We start from the raw sequence: 14319 nt of genomic DNA on the forward strand, positions 1-14319 counted from the left end.
CCCACCTCATACAAAAAAGTTTACGATTTTTTCAATAATAATAACTGGACTTAGAGGAGCCTTATTTAGCAATAATAATAAATTAAGGACAAATCCAAGAATAAGGAGGGAAAAATAGATGATAAAGGTCTTTTTTCTCTCCTGCTTTAAGATCATATTATAGTCAAATATGCCTATAATTATAAAGGCACCGATTAAAAGCACAACCATTTTTTCACCTTCTATTTCACATCAATGGGTTTTGTAATAATGCCGGTATTGATGATTTCAACATCTGCCTCTATATGCACCGGTATGTCTATAAATTCTTCATTCCAATTTTCTTTAATACTTTCCCAGTATTGGGGATACTTTGCTGCTATCGCATTTCCAAAACCAATAAAATCACATTTACATTGTTCCTGTGCCACCTTTAGCGTATCCTGAATATTCTTTATGATTTCCTTTTCTACCTCTTCTTCAATCCTCTCCAACATCTTTTGTGTTGCCAAATTTACACTTCCTTGTTCTTCCCATAAATCCCCTTTCATTTTAATATGGGCAGATAATTCTAAGATATTATTATCTTTATTCACTTTGATTTTACCCTGGGCATTTTTGATGTTTATAGAAATTTTCTTATTTTCATCTCCAGGGTTATTCACAATAATCCCTCCCCCTTTTACTTCATTTTTGAGAAAAAGGTATCCTCTAGTTTGATTAGCATCTAAAAACTCCATAACTTTGTCTCCATGAATCACAGCTGCCCCTTCTATTTCCAAATCCTTAATCTTTGTTATGTTTCCCTTTTTCTTAGGGACGATATTGCCAATCACTGTGCTGCCATGGGGGGCAGTAAGTTCCTGTAATACATCAATCAGTCGGATATCCCTTGTTTTTGCTTCTGCAATATTATTTTCGAGTATACCTTCTAGGTGTAAAGCAGGAATATTTTCTATTTCACTTTGGGCATCCATGATATCTTTGGCCCTCATGTTTTTAGCCACAAGGATTTTAGGGGTAATTCTTACTTCATTATGTCTAATGAATAAATCCAATACATCCCTTAACCCTTCCCTAGCTAGCTCTTCCCCTATGATAATGAGCCTTAAATGACTATAGAAAGGTTTTCTATTCAAGGTTCTCAACTGATTACGCAGGGCTTCAAAAACCGTATCTCCCGTAGTCGTCAACACCCAAATAGCACTTTCGTCACTACCTCCCTGTTGTTTTGCTTTAATGACATTGGGTTTAAGTAGTTGTAAGGTGACTTCTATTTCTCCATTCTCTGCCCTATCTAAGGCAACACATGAAGCAAAGGACCGATTTACAATATCTTTATTGTCCCAGCAGCCTGAGAATATCATCCCTATGAAAATAATATACAGACCAATCATAATTTTAGATCCTATTTTTTTCACCATCTATCCTCTTCCCTTATAGCTCTTATTTTGATTTATTCTGCAAAGTTGTATTGGTGCTTTGTACTCGGTTTTCTAATTCCTCTCTATTTCCCCATAATATCACCTTAGGTCTTTTCAACATGGCCCACCAGGGGGCCCTGATATAGGTATCGGTCAATCCCATGGTATCTAAGGGAGCGAAGGGGGATAAATAGGGTACTCCAAAGGATTTTAAATCACACATATGGGCCACAAAAACAAAAGTAGACAGTATGATCCCCATAAAGCCTAAAATATTGGCCGCAACTAATAGACTCAATCGAATAAACATAATGCCATCGGGCTGAGGGGTAACAATAAAAGAGGTAATGGCCATAAGGGATACCACAATAACCAAAAGATTGCTGGCAAGGCCAGCATCCACTGCTGCTTCTCCTAATATTAAGGCTCCCACTATACTCACGGCCTGACCTACCACCTTGGGCATTCTTACTCCTGCCTCCCGTAGTAACTCAAAGAAAATAATCATGATCAATGCCTCTACAAAGGCGGGAAAGGGTACTCCTTCTCTATCTGCCGCTATAGATAATAATAGACTAAAGGGTATGGATCCTAGATGAAAGCCTAATAGGGCTACATATAAGGTAGGCGCAAATATGGTAATTAATAGGGATAAAAATCTTAACAGCCTAGTAAAGGAAGAAATATAGGACCTGCTATAATAATCACTTGGTGACTGTAAACTTTCTATGAATAAGTAAGGAACCGTAAGAACAAAAGGTGTCCCATCACATAATATGGCTATCCTTCCTTCTAAAAGCTTTCCTGCCACTACATCAGGTTTTTCGCTATTTCCCACCGTAGAAAATACCGAATAAGGTGCATCCTCTATAAACTCTTCGATGTATCCCGATTCTAAAATGGCATCAATTTTAATTTGCTGTAGCCTATTCCTTACTGTTTGTATGATCACGTCACTGGCAATACCCTGAATATAACAAATGCATACATCGGTACGGGTTTGCTCCCCCAACATCATTTGTTCAAATTTTAGGTTGGGATTTTTAATGATTCTACGAATCATAGAGGTATTGATTCTCAAAGTTTCAGTAAACCCTTCCCGGGGACCTCGGATCACCATTTCAGTTTCTGGTTGTTCTATTCCTCTTTGTTCCCAACCCTTGGTACATAGTTTTAGGGCAATTTGTTGCCCTTCTATATATAATAAAGTATCGCCCGAAAGAATATATTCCACAGAAGATTGAAAGTCTTTGGTATCTTCCATTTCACAGGAATATAAAAGATCATATTTGACATATCGAAAAATCTCCTGATTGCCCTTAGAAAAAGCCTGTATGATCTGCTGTCTATTATTCATTATGGGTTGTAAGATATTTTGGGTAAGCATATTTTTATCGCTTAACCCATCGATATAAGCAATCATGATCTTTTGTTGATTTTGCTCGGTGATCAGTTCCCTTAAGACAAAATCACTAGAATTTAAAAAGATTTTCCTTAATTTTTCCTTTATTCCTTCTATAGAATAGGGTATTTCCTCTAGGACTTTTTCTTGAGTCTTATCTATTTCTTGATTTTGCTTCTTTAGCTCATTATATTTTTTTACTCTAAATAATTTTCTCATCAGATTCTCACCATTACTCTGTTTATTTATTCATAAATAGCAAGCTTCCTCGCTTACTCTAAGCCGCCTCGGGCTTTTTTCTAACATTTTTTTATTATGTCCCAATACTCTAATCTTTATGAAATTCACAGGATAGATATTTTTATCCCAAATAATCTGCCTTTGTAATTTCAACTTTTACTTCTACATCAAATTCTGTCTCCGATAAGGTATCATTCCATAGTTCCTTGGACCATTGATGGGGATAACATATTCTAAAGGCTTCCCCCAATTGAGCTGGATCCACTTGCATCTCCTTGAGCTTTTCTAATAAATCCTTTATTTGCTTTCCTATAGTTTTTTCAGCTTCTTTTTCTAGCTCCTGTACTGTATCTGCATTATCCAAATGAGCATTCTCTACATATCCATATACCTGGCTGATGAGGTTTAATTCGACCTTTAGCTTGGGAGACTGAAGATCTTTATTGCTCTTTATCTTTACCCTCGATCGAACAAACTCCAGTATAATATAATTTTTACTCTCCCCTCCTCCCACCTTGGTCTGCATCTTTATTCCTGCAATTTTTTTTGATCGGCTAGGGCATTAATTAGGTTGGCCTCCCAGGGGGCGACGATATCTATCATCCGATCTTTTTTAAAAACTGCTGCCCCTGTTATTTCAATTTCCTTATTCCTTTTTTCTACATAAGGCAGTAGAGGATCTGAAATCTCATTGGTAAGATGATAGACAATATCGTGGAGAGTAGAGTTTACATTGAAAATCTTTGTTCTTTGGGCCATCAATAAATCGGATAAAAAAGTAGTGATAAGGGGTCTTTCGGGAGATTCATCTGTTAAATAATCCCCTGCTTGCCCTTTTACAATAGCTATCGAAACATTGTTAGAAATGACAGGGTCTTGATAGATATCTTTGATAATTTTTTCAAATCCCCCTTGTCGTGCGAAGTCTTCACTAAAAAGAATTACCCTTAATTGTCCAAAATGCATGGATTTATCGGATTTCCTAGAAATTTTCTTTAATGCTTCGTGGGTTAAATCTATCTCTGTGGAATAGATTTTTGTTTTAATTTCATTGGTGGGTAAGGATTCTGGATAGGCCACCGTTACTTTCGCTCTTTCCTGCTTTGATATATCATAGGCCATAACTTCTATTAAACCAAAGTTTTCTAGTTCCTCTTTATTTGCCTGGTGTAAGCATCCACCCAAAGGGAGCATGGCTAATACCAATATGATGATGACAATATATTTTTTCATGGTGTTTTTCCTCCTAGGGATTTCCCTTTATGTACTAAAAGTAAAAATACAGGCCATAGGATAATCCCATATCCCATAGATAAAGTAAGGTCCTGAAAAAGAAATTGTTCCACAGGCCTAGATATAGGGATAAAAATGAAGGTAATAATTAACAAAACACTAATCCAAAGATGCCAGGCCCTTATCTTTCCCAATACCCCATCGATTCCCTTTTTGGTCATCCATAAATAGGCTGCGGTGGTAGATAAAATGAGAAATACCCAGTGGGCGGTCAATATATTTTCTATTCTATAAATAAAGCAAAATTCTACTGCCTTTATTGCACTTAAGGTGGGATAACGAAGACTTTCTATTTGCCACAGAGAAAAGTATATGGTACAAGCTATAACATTAATTAGGTATATGGGTATAATAACCCATATACCTAGGACGGCATCTTTAAAGGCTTTTTTTTGATTAATGATATAAGGAAAATAAAACATAATCAGCTCATAGCCCATCATAGATTTATATCCCCCATTAAAGGAGATAACGATATCCTCAAGGGTAAAATTAAACAGGGGGAAAAGATGGGTTATAGTGCCTTTGGTAATAGGCCACATAGCCATGATGACTATCCAAAAGGTAATAAAAAAAGATATAATGGAGAATCGCGCCACCAGCTTGATCCCTCCACTGACAATATAAACCGTGATCAACAAAAGTAATAACAAGGGGAGGGTAAAATCCCTATTGGTTAAAATAGTGAGCTGTAAGAGAGTAAGATAATCATGACTGATACCGCTAATCATTAGCACACCATAAAGTATAATGAAAATATTAATGATCTTTCCTAGCCCCTTACCCAATAACTTTTCATTGATGGTAAAAAGATTATCTCCGGGATACTTCAAACCTAGACTAACCATAGGAAATAAAGTAAGGGTAGCTATAAGACCATAGATTAACACCATTACCCATTGATGATAGCCCATGGGACATAGATCATTTACTAGAGTTAATGATGAAAACCCTACCATTACCCCACTAACAAGAAATATAACATGGTAACGATTTAGTTTTTTATATTTCCCTTTGTCCATAAAATCTCTTCTCCTTGTTTCCTGTACCTTTATTCTTCATCTAGAGGACGGATTAATTGTTTTTTTGCCCTGGACATCCCCTTTCTTTTATAAATAAATTTCATCGGGGCTCTAAAAATGGTATCTAATAAATCAGACCATAACCTAGGGATAAAGGGAGCCAAATAGGGTGTCCCTAAGGAAGTCAGATTAGCAAGATGAGCCAAAAGCCAGGCAAAGGTCAACATTTGACCATATAAACCAAAGGTGCCAGCGGCAATAATAAAAATATAGCGTACCATACGGGCGGAACTACTCATTAAAAAAGCAGGAGACAAAAAAGAAAGTAAAGCCGACAGAGCTACAAGGACAATTAAAATATTGCTAGCAAGTCCTGCATCTACGGCAGCCGTCCCAATGACAATACCCCCGACAATACCAATAGTTTGCCCAATTTTGGAAGGCATTCTTGCCCCTGCCTCCCTTAATACCTCAATGACAATTTCTATAATGATAACTTCAACCAGTGGAGGAAAGGGAACCCTCATTCTAGATTCAAATAAAAGGGCTAATACAGGAGGAGGAAGCATCTCTGGATGATAAGTTAATATAGAAATATAGAAAGGTGTTAACATAATGGTGATGAAAAATCCCCCAAAACGAGGTAATCGTAAAAAGGATGCTGAGATCCAACGATTGTAATAATCCTCGGGAGTGATAAACATTTCATAAAATGACATAGGAGCAATAATGGCTTCAGTACTGCTATCCATCAACACAATAATTCTTCCATCCAATAGGGCTGATACAGTAGTATCTGGTCTTACGGTAATCCCCAGTTGGGGAAAGGGAGAAAAGGGACTATCCTCTATCATTTGTTTTAAAGTAGATGTTCCCCAAAATCCCTGAAATTCAATATTATTTAGTCTATACAGCACTCTATCTATATTTTCTTGGTTGGCAATATTGTTCATATACAGAACAGATATCTTATTTCTCATCTCTGTCCCCAGTATTAATCCCTTCACCTTTAACTCAGGATTAGCAATACGCTTTTTAATGAGCCCTATATTCATATCTAAATCTTCTGTAAAGGAATCACTGGGGCCCATTACCGTGGTCTCATTTAAAGGGGAGGATATACTCCTGTTGGGGGGACTGGTGGTATCTAACTTTAAAATAAGGTTCTTTCTATGGGCAATGAGGATGGTTGAACCACTAGCAATATCATAGAGCAATTCTGGCAATTGGTTATCTTCTACCTTTACAGCCATTTTAAAGGTATCTTCTTGAATCTCGCCCTTTATATTTTCCAAGGGAGTTAGTATCATATCTTGCAATACTAATCTCTCTATTAGCGATTTCATGAAGAGTAGACTAACCTTTTCCCCTCCTACGATAATGTCTTTTATAATTAAGTCCTCAATATCAGCTAATTTTTCCTTTAAGATATTGATTGTGATTTTTCCCTTGCTTTCTGGAAAAATAATGTCCTTTTCCCTTTTATCAGACATATTGCTTTCTATAAATTTATTTTTTAATTTTTTCCAGAACTCCATGGGCATTCATCCTTGTAAAATTTGATTAGTATGTTCATTATTTCCAAGTAAAGTGAAATTTAGACATCCAGACAAAGAAAAAGAGCAGCCAAGCTGCTCCTTTATTGGGGATTTTTTGCCGAATAAGATATTAATTTATTTATGGTCTTGAGTTCTTCTTTGGTAAAATAACGCCATTTTCCAAGGGGTAAATTCTTTAGGGTGATATTCATAATACGTACTCTCTCTAGTTTTATAACATTATACCCTAAATATTCGCACATTCTTCTAATCTGGCGGTTTAGTCCCTGGGTAAGAATAATTTTAAATACATATTTGCTTTGTTTTTTAACTAGACATTTTTTAGTGATTTCACCTAAAATGGGAATTCCATTGCCCATTTTGTAAATAAATTCAGGGGTTATGGGTTTGTCCACTGTGACAATATATTCTTTTTCATGATTGTTGCTAGCCCTGAGTATTTTGTTTACAATATCTCCATCATTGGTCAAAAATATTAATCCTTGGGAAGGTTTGTCTAGACGCCCAATATGGAATATTCTTTTAGGATGGTTGATAAAGTCTATGATATTGTCCTTGACCTTAGGGTCGGTAGTACAGGTAATACCCACTGGCTTATTAAAAGCGATATAGATAGCTTCTTCCCGCTTGGTCAATAATTTTCCATTTACTTTAATACTGTCTTTGGTAGTGACTTTTGTACCTATCTCTGCTTTTTTTCCGTTGACCACTACTTTCCCCTGTTCAATAAGTTTATCGGCTTCTCTTCTAGAACAAATTCCTGTAGAGCTAATAAATTTGTTTAATCTTATTTCTTCATTGTTTTTTTCCATAGCATTCTACCCTTCTTTAAAACTTTTTTTCTTTTCTTTAAAGATCTTTTCTTGATCTATTCCTCTATTGCTTTTATTGTGCATCATGTGTTTATTTTATAAATTCCTATCTATTATATACTATTGACATGATTTTTTAATAGACTTTCCTCAATTGATTTTCTAGGGTATTCATAGCTCCTTAAAGGCATTGCTATTGTTTGATTTATTTTCTTAATATTTTTTATTTTGGGCCTATTTGCTGTATATATATTCTTTGTCGTTTATATACACATTTGATATATTTTGGTTGTATATTTTTTATAAATATTAAAGGATTTTTTATAAAAATGTAGAATAGTTTTGTGTATACAATTTCATGACCTACTATACTTAGTATTTTAACCAAATACTCTATACTCTAAAGGGGGTACATAATGCCGAAAATGATTAATATTAACAAGACGTTTTTTACACATAAGAAAATTTTAAAAAATACTAAATATAAAATTTTTACTTTTTATGCATTAACTTTAGTAATTTTTGGTCTTATCATGGATTCACCTGAAAATATCTTTCAAGGAGTCCTTCAGATTATTATTCAACCAGATACTCTTATTACCGACTACATTGGTGTTGGAGGTATAGGTGCTGCCTTTGTTAATGCTGGTTTGCTCACCCTATCCTTCATTCTCTTATTGTATTATTTGAAAATTGAATTAAATGGTACAGCTGTAGCTGCCCTATTTGTATCTGCAGGTTTTGCTTTTTTTGGTAAAAACATTTTTAATGTATGGTTGATCATCCTAGGGGTATATATCTATTCTAAGGTGCAAAAAGAGGATTTTTCTAAGTTTATTTACATTGCCCTCTTTGGTACCACATTAGCCCCTATTGTCACAGAATTATTATTTACCTTAGAAGCACCTATCTATATGAAAATCCCACTCACTCTATTTGTGGGTCTTGCTGCCGGCTTTATACTCCCTCCCCTATCTACCCATTTAATACGGGTACATGCGGGGTTTGACTTGTATAATGTGGGTTTTACAGCTGGCATGATTGGTGTTGTCTTTGTTTCTGTCATTCGATCCTATGGAATTCTGCCCGCTCCTAGAATGATTTGGACCTCAGGGAATAATTTACTTTTAGCTGTCTTTCTTTTTTCTCTTTTTATTTCTATGATTGTATTGGGCTTTTTACTCAATGAGAAATCCTTTAAGGGACTAAAGGAAATTTTAGAATATCCTGGTCGTCTTGTCACTGACTTCATTCTATTGGAAGGTTTTCCTGCCACCTTAATGAATATGGGGATATGTGGTATAATAGCTACATCATATATATTACTCATCAATGGGGATATCAATGGACCAACTATATCGGGAATATTTACTGTGGCAGGATTTGCAGCCTTTGGTAAGCATCCTAAAAATATCTTGCCAATTTTTATCGGTGTTTTTTTAGGTTCTCTAACAAAAATATGGCATGTTAATGACCCCTCCATTCAATTAGCCGCCTTATTTGGCACGTCACTAGCACCTATCGCTGGAGAATATGGTTGGAAATATGGCATATTGGCAGCCTTTCTTCATTCCTCGGTAGTACTAAATGTTGGCACAATCCATGGTGGGCTGAATCTTTATAATAATGGATTTTCAGCAGGCATTGTAGCTGCCCTATTGGTTCCTATCATTGAGGCCTTCAGAAAGGAAGATAATCTATGAAACATTTTAGAAAAAGAGTGACAAAGATCGTGGATGATTTAATGACTTATTTGTTTTCTATGGGTGCTAATGACATTTCTATTAACTTTAAAGAAGAGGAAAAGCAGTTTAAAATCTATGTAAAAAGTAATTATAATCCAAAGGAACAGAAAAAAATAAAAGACTTAATAAAATATTTAAATATGGAAAAACAGGAGGAAATGGAAGAGTATTATTGGGAACTTACAGGGGATAGTATTTTTGACCCTGAACTTTCTCTCATAGGTATGATGACCGATAGAAAGGAAATTAATATAGAAGATGATTTTTTAGAAATCATTTTATATCGTTATAAATAATTTTGTTGAAAAGATCCTTCAATATTGTTAAGAGGGATTTTTTGTATTTTCATGGAAAAACATCCTCTATTTTTCGGTTATTATACATATTTTGGGGTAAAAAGGTAAATAGATAAAGTGATGGACATGTTGTTACAATTCATTAAGGAGGAGAAAATCCATGGGTTTTTTTAAAGTAACAGAAAATGTAACATGGGTAGGAAAAACAGACTGGGAACTAAAAAAATTTCACGGGGAGGAATATTCCACGCACAGAGGATCTACCTATAATTCCTATCTAGTAAGAGATGAAAAAACGGTATTAATTGACACAGTATGGCAACCCTACGCTAAGGAATATGTGGAAAATCTAAAAAAAGAGATTGACTTAAATGAGATTGATTACATAATTGCCAATCATGCTGAAATTGACCATAGTGGAGCCTTACCTGAGTTAATGAGGGAAATCCCTAATACCCCTATTTATTGTACACAAAATGGTATTAAATCTCTTAAAGGGCACTACCACCAAGATTGGAACTTTGTACCTGTAAAAACTGGAGATACTCTGAATATCGGAAAGAAAGATCTTATTTTTATTGAAGCAAGAATGCTCCACTGGCCAGATAGTATGTTCTGTTATTTAACTGGAGACAACATTCTATTTAGTAACGATGCTTTTGGACAACACTATTGTTCAGAGTTCTTCTACAATGATCTGGTTGACCAAGCTGAGCTATATCAAGAAGCGATCAAATACTATGCCAACATATTGACTCCTTTTAGTAAGTTGGTAGAAAATAAGATTAATGAAGTGGTGGCTTTGGATGTTCCTGTTGATTTTATTTGTACAAGTCATGGAGTAATATGGAGGGAAGATCCTCTACAAATTGTAAACCAATATATGGAATGGGCTAAGGATTATCAGGAAAATCAAGTTACCCTAATCTATGATACCATGTGGAATGGTACCCGACGAATGGCGGAAACCATTGCTCAAGGCATTAAGGAAGTAAATCCAGAGGTAGAAATTGTTCTTCACAATTGTGGTAGAAAAGATAAAAATGACATTATTACCGATGTATTTAAGTCTAAGGCTGTATTGGTCGGGTCCTCTACTATCAATGGAGGTATTCTATCCTCTGTTGCCGCTATATTAGAACAAATGAGAGGACTTCGATTTAAAAAGAAAAAAGCCGCTGCCTTTGGAAGTTATGGGTGGAGCGGTGAGTCTATAAAAATGATCACTGAAGAACTGCAAAAGGGTGGCTTCGAAATTATAAATGATGGTCATAAGACCTTATGGTTCCCTGATGCGGCTTCTTTAGAGGAATGTATTGCCTATGGAAAAGAAATAGGAAATTCTATTAAGTAAATTTCAAAGATATCTAAGCTTTATGAATCAAGCCCCAAAAAGATGCCTATATTCTAGGCATCTTTTTAATTTGTCTACCAAGACATATTTTGATTAGGCTATTTCTATCCTTTAAGATATTTGTACTATTAGTAAATTTTTCTTTTTCATGGGTTTATCCTTTTCTTTTCTCTGAAAAAGAAGTATACTTATTATTAGATATTTATACTAGGTACTAATATCTAATAATACATGGAGGTATGCTATGAAATTACCTGAATTGAGAATTGGAAATCTTATTGCAAGGGTGCCTATTGTGCAAGGTGGGATGGGGGTTGGTATCTCTCTTTCTTCTCTCGCTGGTGCCGTTGCTGCCCAAGGGGGCATTGGTGTTATTTCAGGTGTGGAGATAGGTTTTAATGAGCCAGATTATAGTAAAGATAAAAGGCAGGCAAATATTCGAGCCCTTAAATATCATATCCAAAGGGCCAAGGAAATTTGTAGGGAGGGCATTATTGGCCTTAATCTTATGACTGCTTTAAATAATTTTGATGAAATGGTAGTAGAGGCGGTAAAAAGCAAGGTGGACATTATCTTTGCTGGAGCCGGATTACCTTTAAATCTCCCCAAACTCACTAAGGACAGTGACACTAAAATCGCTCCTATTGTGTCCTCCGGGCGAACTGCTGCTGTGATTTGTAAAACTTGGGATAAGCGTCATCAAGTCATTCCCGATGCTATTGTGGTGGAAGGACCAGATGCCGGAGGACATTTAGGATTTTCCAGAGAAGACTTAGACAATCCATCTACTCATTTGTCTTCTATCCTATTGGAAGTTTTTGAGGCCATTAAACCTTTTGAGCAAAAATACCATAAGAAAATTCCCGTCATTGCAGCAGGAGGGATTTTTGACGGTAAGGATATTGCCCATTTGATTAAGTGTGGTGCCGCTGGTGTCCAAATAGGCACCCGTTTTGCAGCTACCTTTGAGTGCGATGCCTCACAAGAGTTTAAAAATACCTATGTAAGGGCTCAAAAAGATGATTTAACCCTTATTCAAAGTCCTGTAGGAATGATTGGCAGAGCTATTAATAATGGTTTTTTAAAGAAAGTGAAAGCCGGTGATCAAAAACCTGTTAAATGTATGAGTAACTGCTTAAAACCCTGCAACCCTACTCAAGCTCCCTACTGTATTGCTCAAGCTTTAATCAATGCCCAAAGGGGCAATATGGAAGGTGGTTTTGCCTTTGCCGGTGTGAATGCCTATCGAATTGATAGGATTCAAAGTGTAAAGGATGTCATGGATGAACTGGTAGAAAAGGCAAATTTGTATTTGGACTAACTAAAAGGGGATCAGATTCACGAATCTGATCCCTTGTTCTTTGGCTGGAAAATATCTCAAATAAGATCTACATTCCTCATTTGCAGCTATGGAGTACACCTACGATTGGTTCCACACTAGATTCTCAGGTAGTTTGCTATCTCGGTGAAAATTTCCCTATGTTTCTTAATACTTTACTCTTTTAGTGTTCTCCCCTTAGGGTAACTAATACACAATCCTCTATGTGATAAAATCCTAGGGCATCTGCCTTTTTCAATACATTGTCATCCCATGTTCCTGGCTGAAACCATAGGTATTTCACGCCTAATTCTTTGGCTTCTTCTAAGCTTTTCATAGTTATAGCAGGAGGCACAACGAAATCTATGACTTCTGGTGTCTTGGGCAGGTCACTAAGAGAGGCATAGCATTTTTCCCCATAAATTTCTTCATATTTTGGGTTTACCCCATAGACTTCATAATCATTGTCCTTTAGGATTTTCCATATTTTATATCCGAACTTTTCTTTATCTGATGTTACACCCATTACTGCCCATATCTTTTTCTTTAGCATAGTTTCTTTAGGATTGTTCATCTACTATTCCTTCTCCTTTCAAAAATTTCTCTTTTTTGTAAATCCACTTTTAAAGCATGCTTTTATCATTTTTCTTTATATTACCCTTCAGCTTTTGTTGGAAACAATATTTCCCTCCAACTATAAGTAATATATCTATTATCCCCTATATATTTATATACTATGACCATTTGTATTTTTGAAAGGGGCTATATCATGAAGAATAGAAGTATTTCTCCCTATAAAATTGCCTTTACTTATATTGGGGCAGTTATTGGAGCAGGATTTGCGTCGGGACAGGAGATCTTTCAGTTTTTTGCTGTATTCGGTAGTAATGGCATACTGGGTTTACTTCTCACCACTATCTTATACATACTTTTTGGGTATATCATTATGGATCTGGGCTTTAAATTACAATGTACATCTCATATAGAAATCATTAATTTTTCTACTGGTAAAATTTTTGGAAGACTTGTTGATGCCATCATTACCTTTTTTTTATTTGGTACCATTGTATCTATGTTGGCGGGTTCAGGCGCATTAGTGAAACAACAATTTGGCATTTCCAGTCAATGGGGCAGTATAGCTATGGCCCTTTTGACTTTGATTACTCTTCTAGCTGGCATGGAGGGCCTAATTAACTCCATGAGTCTATTGGTGCCCTTTTTATTGGTTTCTATTTTTGGGATCAGTATCCTCTCTATTGTAAACAATACTTTTCCCTTAAGTGCAATAGATTTTTATTCTCCTCCCAATAGTCTTATTGGTCATTGGGCCCTTGCCGCTATCCTCTACATCTCCTTTAACACGATTATTTCCATTGCTGTCTTGGGTCCTCTAGGAGCCCAAGCAGAAGATAAAGACTCTATTAAAAAAGGGGCCATCTTTGGGGGATTGGGTTTAGGTCTATGTGCTTTGGCGATTACTCTAGCCCTCTGGGGTGTCATTGCTGAGGGAATAAATATGGAAATCCCTATGCTTTACGTAGCAGAAAAAATCTCTCCTAAAATTCAGGGATTGTACAGCATAATGCTATTTATCGGAATATACACTACTGCTGTAAGCAGTGCCTTTGGCTTTATTGGTCGTATTGTAGATATTCATAATAAAAAGGCTAAATTTCTTAGCTTTGCCGTGATGTTTTTCACTTTTTTATTGAGCAATATAGGTTTTTCTAATCTAGTAAAGTATCTATATCCCATTGAAGGCTATGCGGGGTTAGTTTTGCTCATTAGTTTATTATGGGGTAAACTGAAAATGATGTTAATGAACAATTAAAAATTTTTATAACAAATTGTCCATTTACTGAGCACAACTAATTC

General features: G+C 35.7%; 14 protein-coding genes. 5 read left to right on the forward strand and 9 right to left on the reverse strand.

What is annotated here, in order from left to right; genetic code table 11:
* Nucleotides 1–6: 6 nt before the first annotated feature.
* From NSA47_RS12315 to rluF, 8 genes are all read right to left on the reverse strand, one after another.
* Nucleotides 7–210 (reverse strand): hypothetical protein, encoded by a 204-nt coding sequence (locus tag NSA47_RS12315; RefSeq protein ID WP_257532435.1) that lies wholly within the window; start codon nucleotides 208–210, stop codon nucleotides 7–9.
* A gap of 11 nt (nucleotides 211–221) precedes the next feature.
* Nucleotides 222–1400: a Ger(x)C family spore germination protein gene (locus tag NSA47_RS12320; RefSeq protein ID WP_257532437.1), complete on the reverse strand. Its 1179-nt coding sequence runs from the start codon at nucleotides 1398–1400 to the stop codon at nucleotides 222–224.
* Nucleotides 1401–1425: 25 nt separating this feature from the next.
* The gene (locus tag NSA47_RS12325; protein WP_257532439.1) at nucleotides 1426–3024 is read right to left on the reverse strand and encodes a spore germination protein; all 1599 of its coding nucleotides are present in this window, start codon (nucleotides 3022–3024) and stop codon (nucleotides 1426–1428) included.
* 142 nt (nucleotides 3025–3166) lie between these two features.
* A complete protein-coding gene (locus NSA47_RS12330; RefSeq protein ID WP_257532441.1) occupies nucleotides 3167–3571 on the reverse strand; it encodes a Ger(x)C family spore germination C-terminal domain-containing protein in 405 nt (134 codons plus the stop codon).
* A 2-nt stretch (nucleotides 3572–3573) separates the two neighbouring features.
* Entirely contained in the window at nucleotides 3574–4278 is a 705-nt protein-coding gene (locus NSA47_RS12335; protein ID WP_257532443.1) for a Ger(x)C family spore germination protein, read from the reverse strand.
* The gene (locus NSA47_RS12340) at nucleotides 4275–5360 is read right to left on the reverse strand and encodes a GerAB/ArcD/ProY family transporter (protein ID WP_257532445.1); all 1086 of its coding nucleotides are present in this window, start codon (nucleotides 5358–5360) and stop codon (nucleotides 4275–4277) included. The genes NSA47_RS12335 and NSA47_RS12340 overlap by 4 nt, the downstream gene beginning before the upstream one ends.
* A 29-nt stretch (nucleotides 5361–5389) precedes the next feature.
* On the reverse strand, nucleotides 5390–6898 hold the full coding sequence (locus NSA47_RS12345) for a spore germination protein (protein WP_257532447.1): 1509 nt from the start codon (nucleotides 6896–6898) through the stop codon (nucleotides 5390–5392).
* Nucleotides 6899–6999: 101 nt separating this feature from the next.
* Nucleotides 7000–7731 carry a 23S rRNA pseudouridine(2604) synthase RluF gene (gene rluF, locus NSA47_RS12350; RefSeq protein ID WP_257532449.1) on the reverse strand — a complete coding sequence of 244 codons (732 nt, stop codon included), beginning with the start codon at nucleotides 7729–7731 and terminating at the stop codon, nucleotides 7000–7002.
* A 416-nt stretch (nucleotides 7732–8147) separates the two neighbouring features.
* Here rluF and NSA47_RS12355 point away from each other — a divergent pair, with 416 nt between their 5' ends.
* From NSA47_RS12355 to NSA47_RS12370, 4 genes are all read left to right on the forward strand, one after another.
* Nucleotides 8148–9434 carry a DUF1576 domain-containing protein gene (locus tag NSA47_RS12355; RefSeq protein ID WP_257532452.1) on the forward strand — a complete coding sequence of 429 codons (1287 nt, stop codon included), beginning with the start codon at nucleotides 8148–8150 and terminating at the stop codon, nucleotides 9432–9434.
* Complete coding sequence (locus tag NSA47_RS12360) at nucleotides 9431–9772, forward strand: hypothetical protein (RefSeq protein WP_257532454.1); 342 nt, start codon at nucleotides 9431–9433, stop codon at nucleotides 9770–9772. The genes NSA47_RS12355 and NSA47_RS12360 overlap by 4 nt, the downstream gene beginning before the upstream one ends.
* Nucleotides 9773–9932: 160 nt before the next feature.
* Nucleotides 9933–11126 carry an anaerobic nitric oxide reductase flavorubredoxin gene (locus tag NSA47_RS12365; protein WP_257532456.1) on the forward strand — a complete coding sequence of 398 codons (1194 nt, stop codon included), beginning with the start codon at nucleotides 9933–9935 and terminating at the stop codon, nucleotides 11124–11126.
* Nucleotides 11127–11370: 244 nt separating this feature from the next.
* On the forward strand, nucleotides 11371–12447 hold the full coding sequence (locus tag NSA47_RS12370; protein ID WP_257532457.1) for an NAD(P)H-dependent flavin oxidoreductase: 1077 nt from the start codon (nucleotides 11371–11373) through the stop codon (nucleotides 12445–12447).
* A 181-nt stretch (nucleotides 12448–12628) separates the two neighbouring features.
* On the opposite strand, the gene NSA47_RS12375 is transcribed toward NSA47_RS12370, so the two are convergent.
* Entirely contained in the window at nucleotides 12629–13018 is a 390-nt protein-coding gene (locus NSA47_RS12375; protein WP_257532459.1) for a CoA-binding protein, read from the reverse strand.
* 195 nt (nucleotides 13019–13213) lie between these two features.
* On the opposite strand from NSA47_RS12375, the gene NSA47_RS12380 reads away from it, so the two are divergent.
* Nucleotides 13214–14275, forward strand: coding sequence for a YkvI family membrane protein (locus tag NSA47_RS12380; protein ID WP_257532461.1), 1062 nt, complete (start codon nucleotides 13214–13216; stop codon nucleotides 14273–14275).
* Nucleotides 14276–14319 lie beyond the last annotated feature (44 nt).

This window comes from Irregularibacter muris (genome assembly GCF_024622505.1).
GTDB classification, from domain to species: domain Bacteria; phylum Bacillota; class Clostridia; order Eubacteriales; family Garciellaceae; genus Irregularibacter; species Irregularibacter muris.

Coding starts and splice junctions, on each gene's coding strand:
- NSA47_RS12315 (WP_257532435.1), bottom strand. CDS start 210: ATGGTTGTGCTTTTAATCGGTGCCTTTATAATTATAGGCATATTTGAC.
- NSA47_RS12325 (WP_257532439.1), bottom strand. CDS start 3,024: ATGAGAAAATTATTTAGAGTAAAAAAATATAATGAGCTAAAGAAGCAA.
- NSA47_RS12330 (WP_257532441.1), bottom strand. CDS start 3,571: ATGCAGACCAAGGTGGGAGGAGGGGAGAGTAAAAATTATATTATACTG.
- NSA47_RS12335 (WP_257532443.1), bottom strand. CDS start 4,278: ATGAAAAAATATATTGTCATCATCATATTGGTATTAGCCATGCTCCCT.
- NSA47_RS12340 (WP_257532445.1), bottom strand. CDS start 5,360: ATGGACAAAGGGAAATATAAAAAACTAAATCGTTACCATGTTATATTT.
- NSA47_RS12345 (WP_257532447.1), bottom strand. CDS start 6,898: ATGGAGTTCTGGAAAAAATTAAAAAATAAATTTATAGAAAGCAATATG.
- rluF (WP_257532449.1), bottom strand. CDS start 7,731: ATGGAAAAAAACAATGAAGAAATAAGATTAAACAAATTTATTAGCTCT.
- NSA47_RS12355 (WP_257532452.1), top strand. CDS start 8,148: ATGCCGAAAATGATTAATATTAACAAGACGTTTTTTACACATAAGAAA.
- NSA47_RS12360 (WP_257532454.1), top strand. CDS start 9,431: ATGAAACATTTTAGAAAAAGAGTGACAAAGATCGTGGATGATTTAATG.
- NSA47_RS12365 (WP_257532456.1), top strand. CDS start 9,933: ATGGGTTTTTTTAAAGTAACAGAAAATGTAACATGGGTAGGAAAAACA.
- NSA47_RS12370 (WP_257532457.1), top strand. CDS start 11,371: ATGAAATTACCTGAATTGAGAATTGGAAATCTTATTGCAAGGGTGCCT.
- NSA47_RS12375 (WP_257532459.1), bottom strand. CDS start 13,018: ATGAACAATCCTAAAGAAACTATGCTAAAGAAAAAGATATGGGCAGTA.
- NSA47_RS12380 (WP_257532461.1), top strand. CDS start 13,214: ATGAAGAATAGAAGTATTTCTCCCTATAAAATTGCCTTTACTTATATT.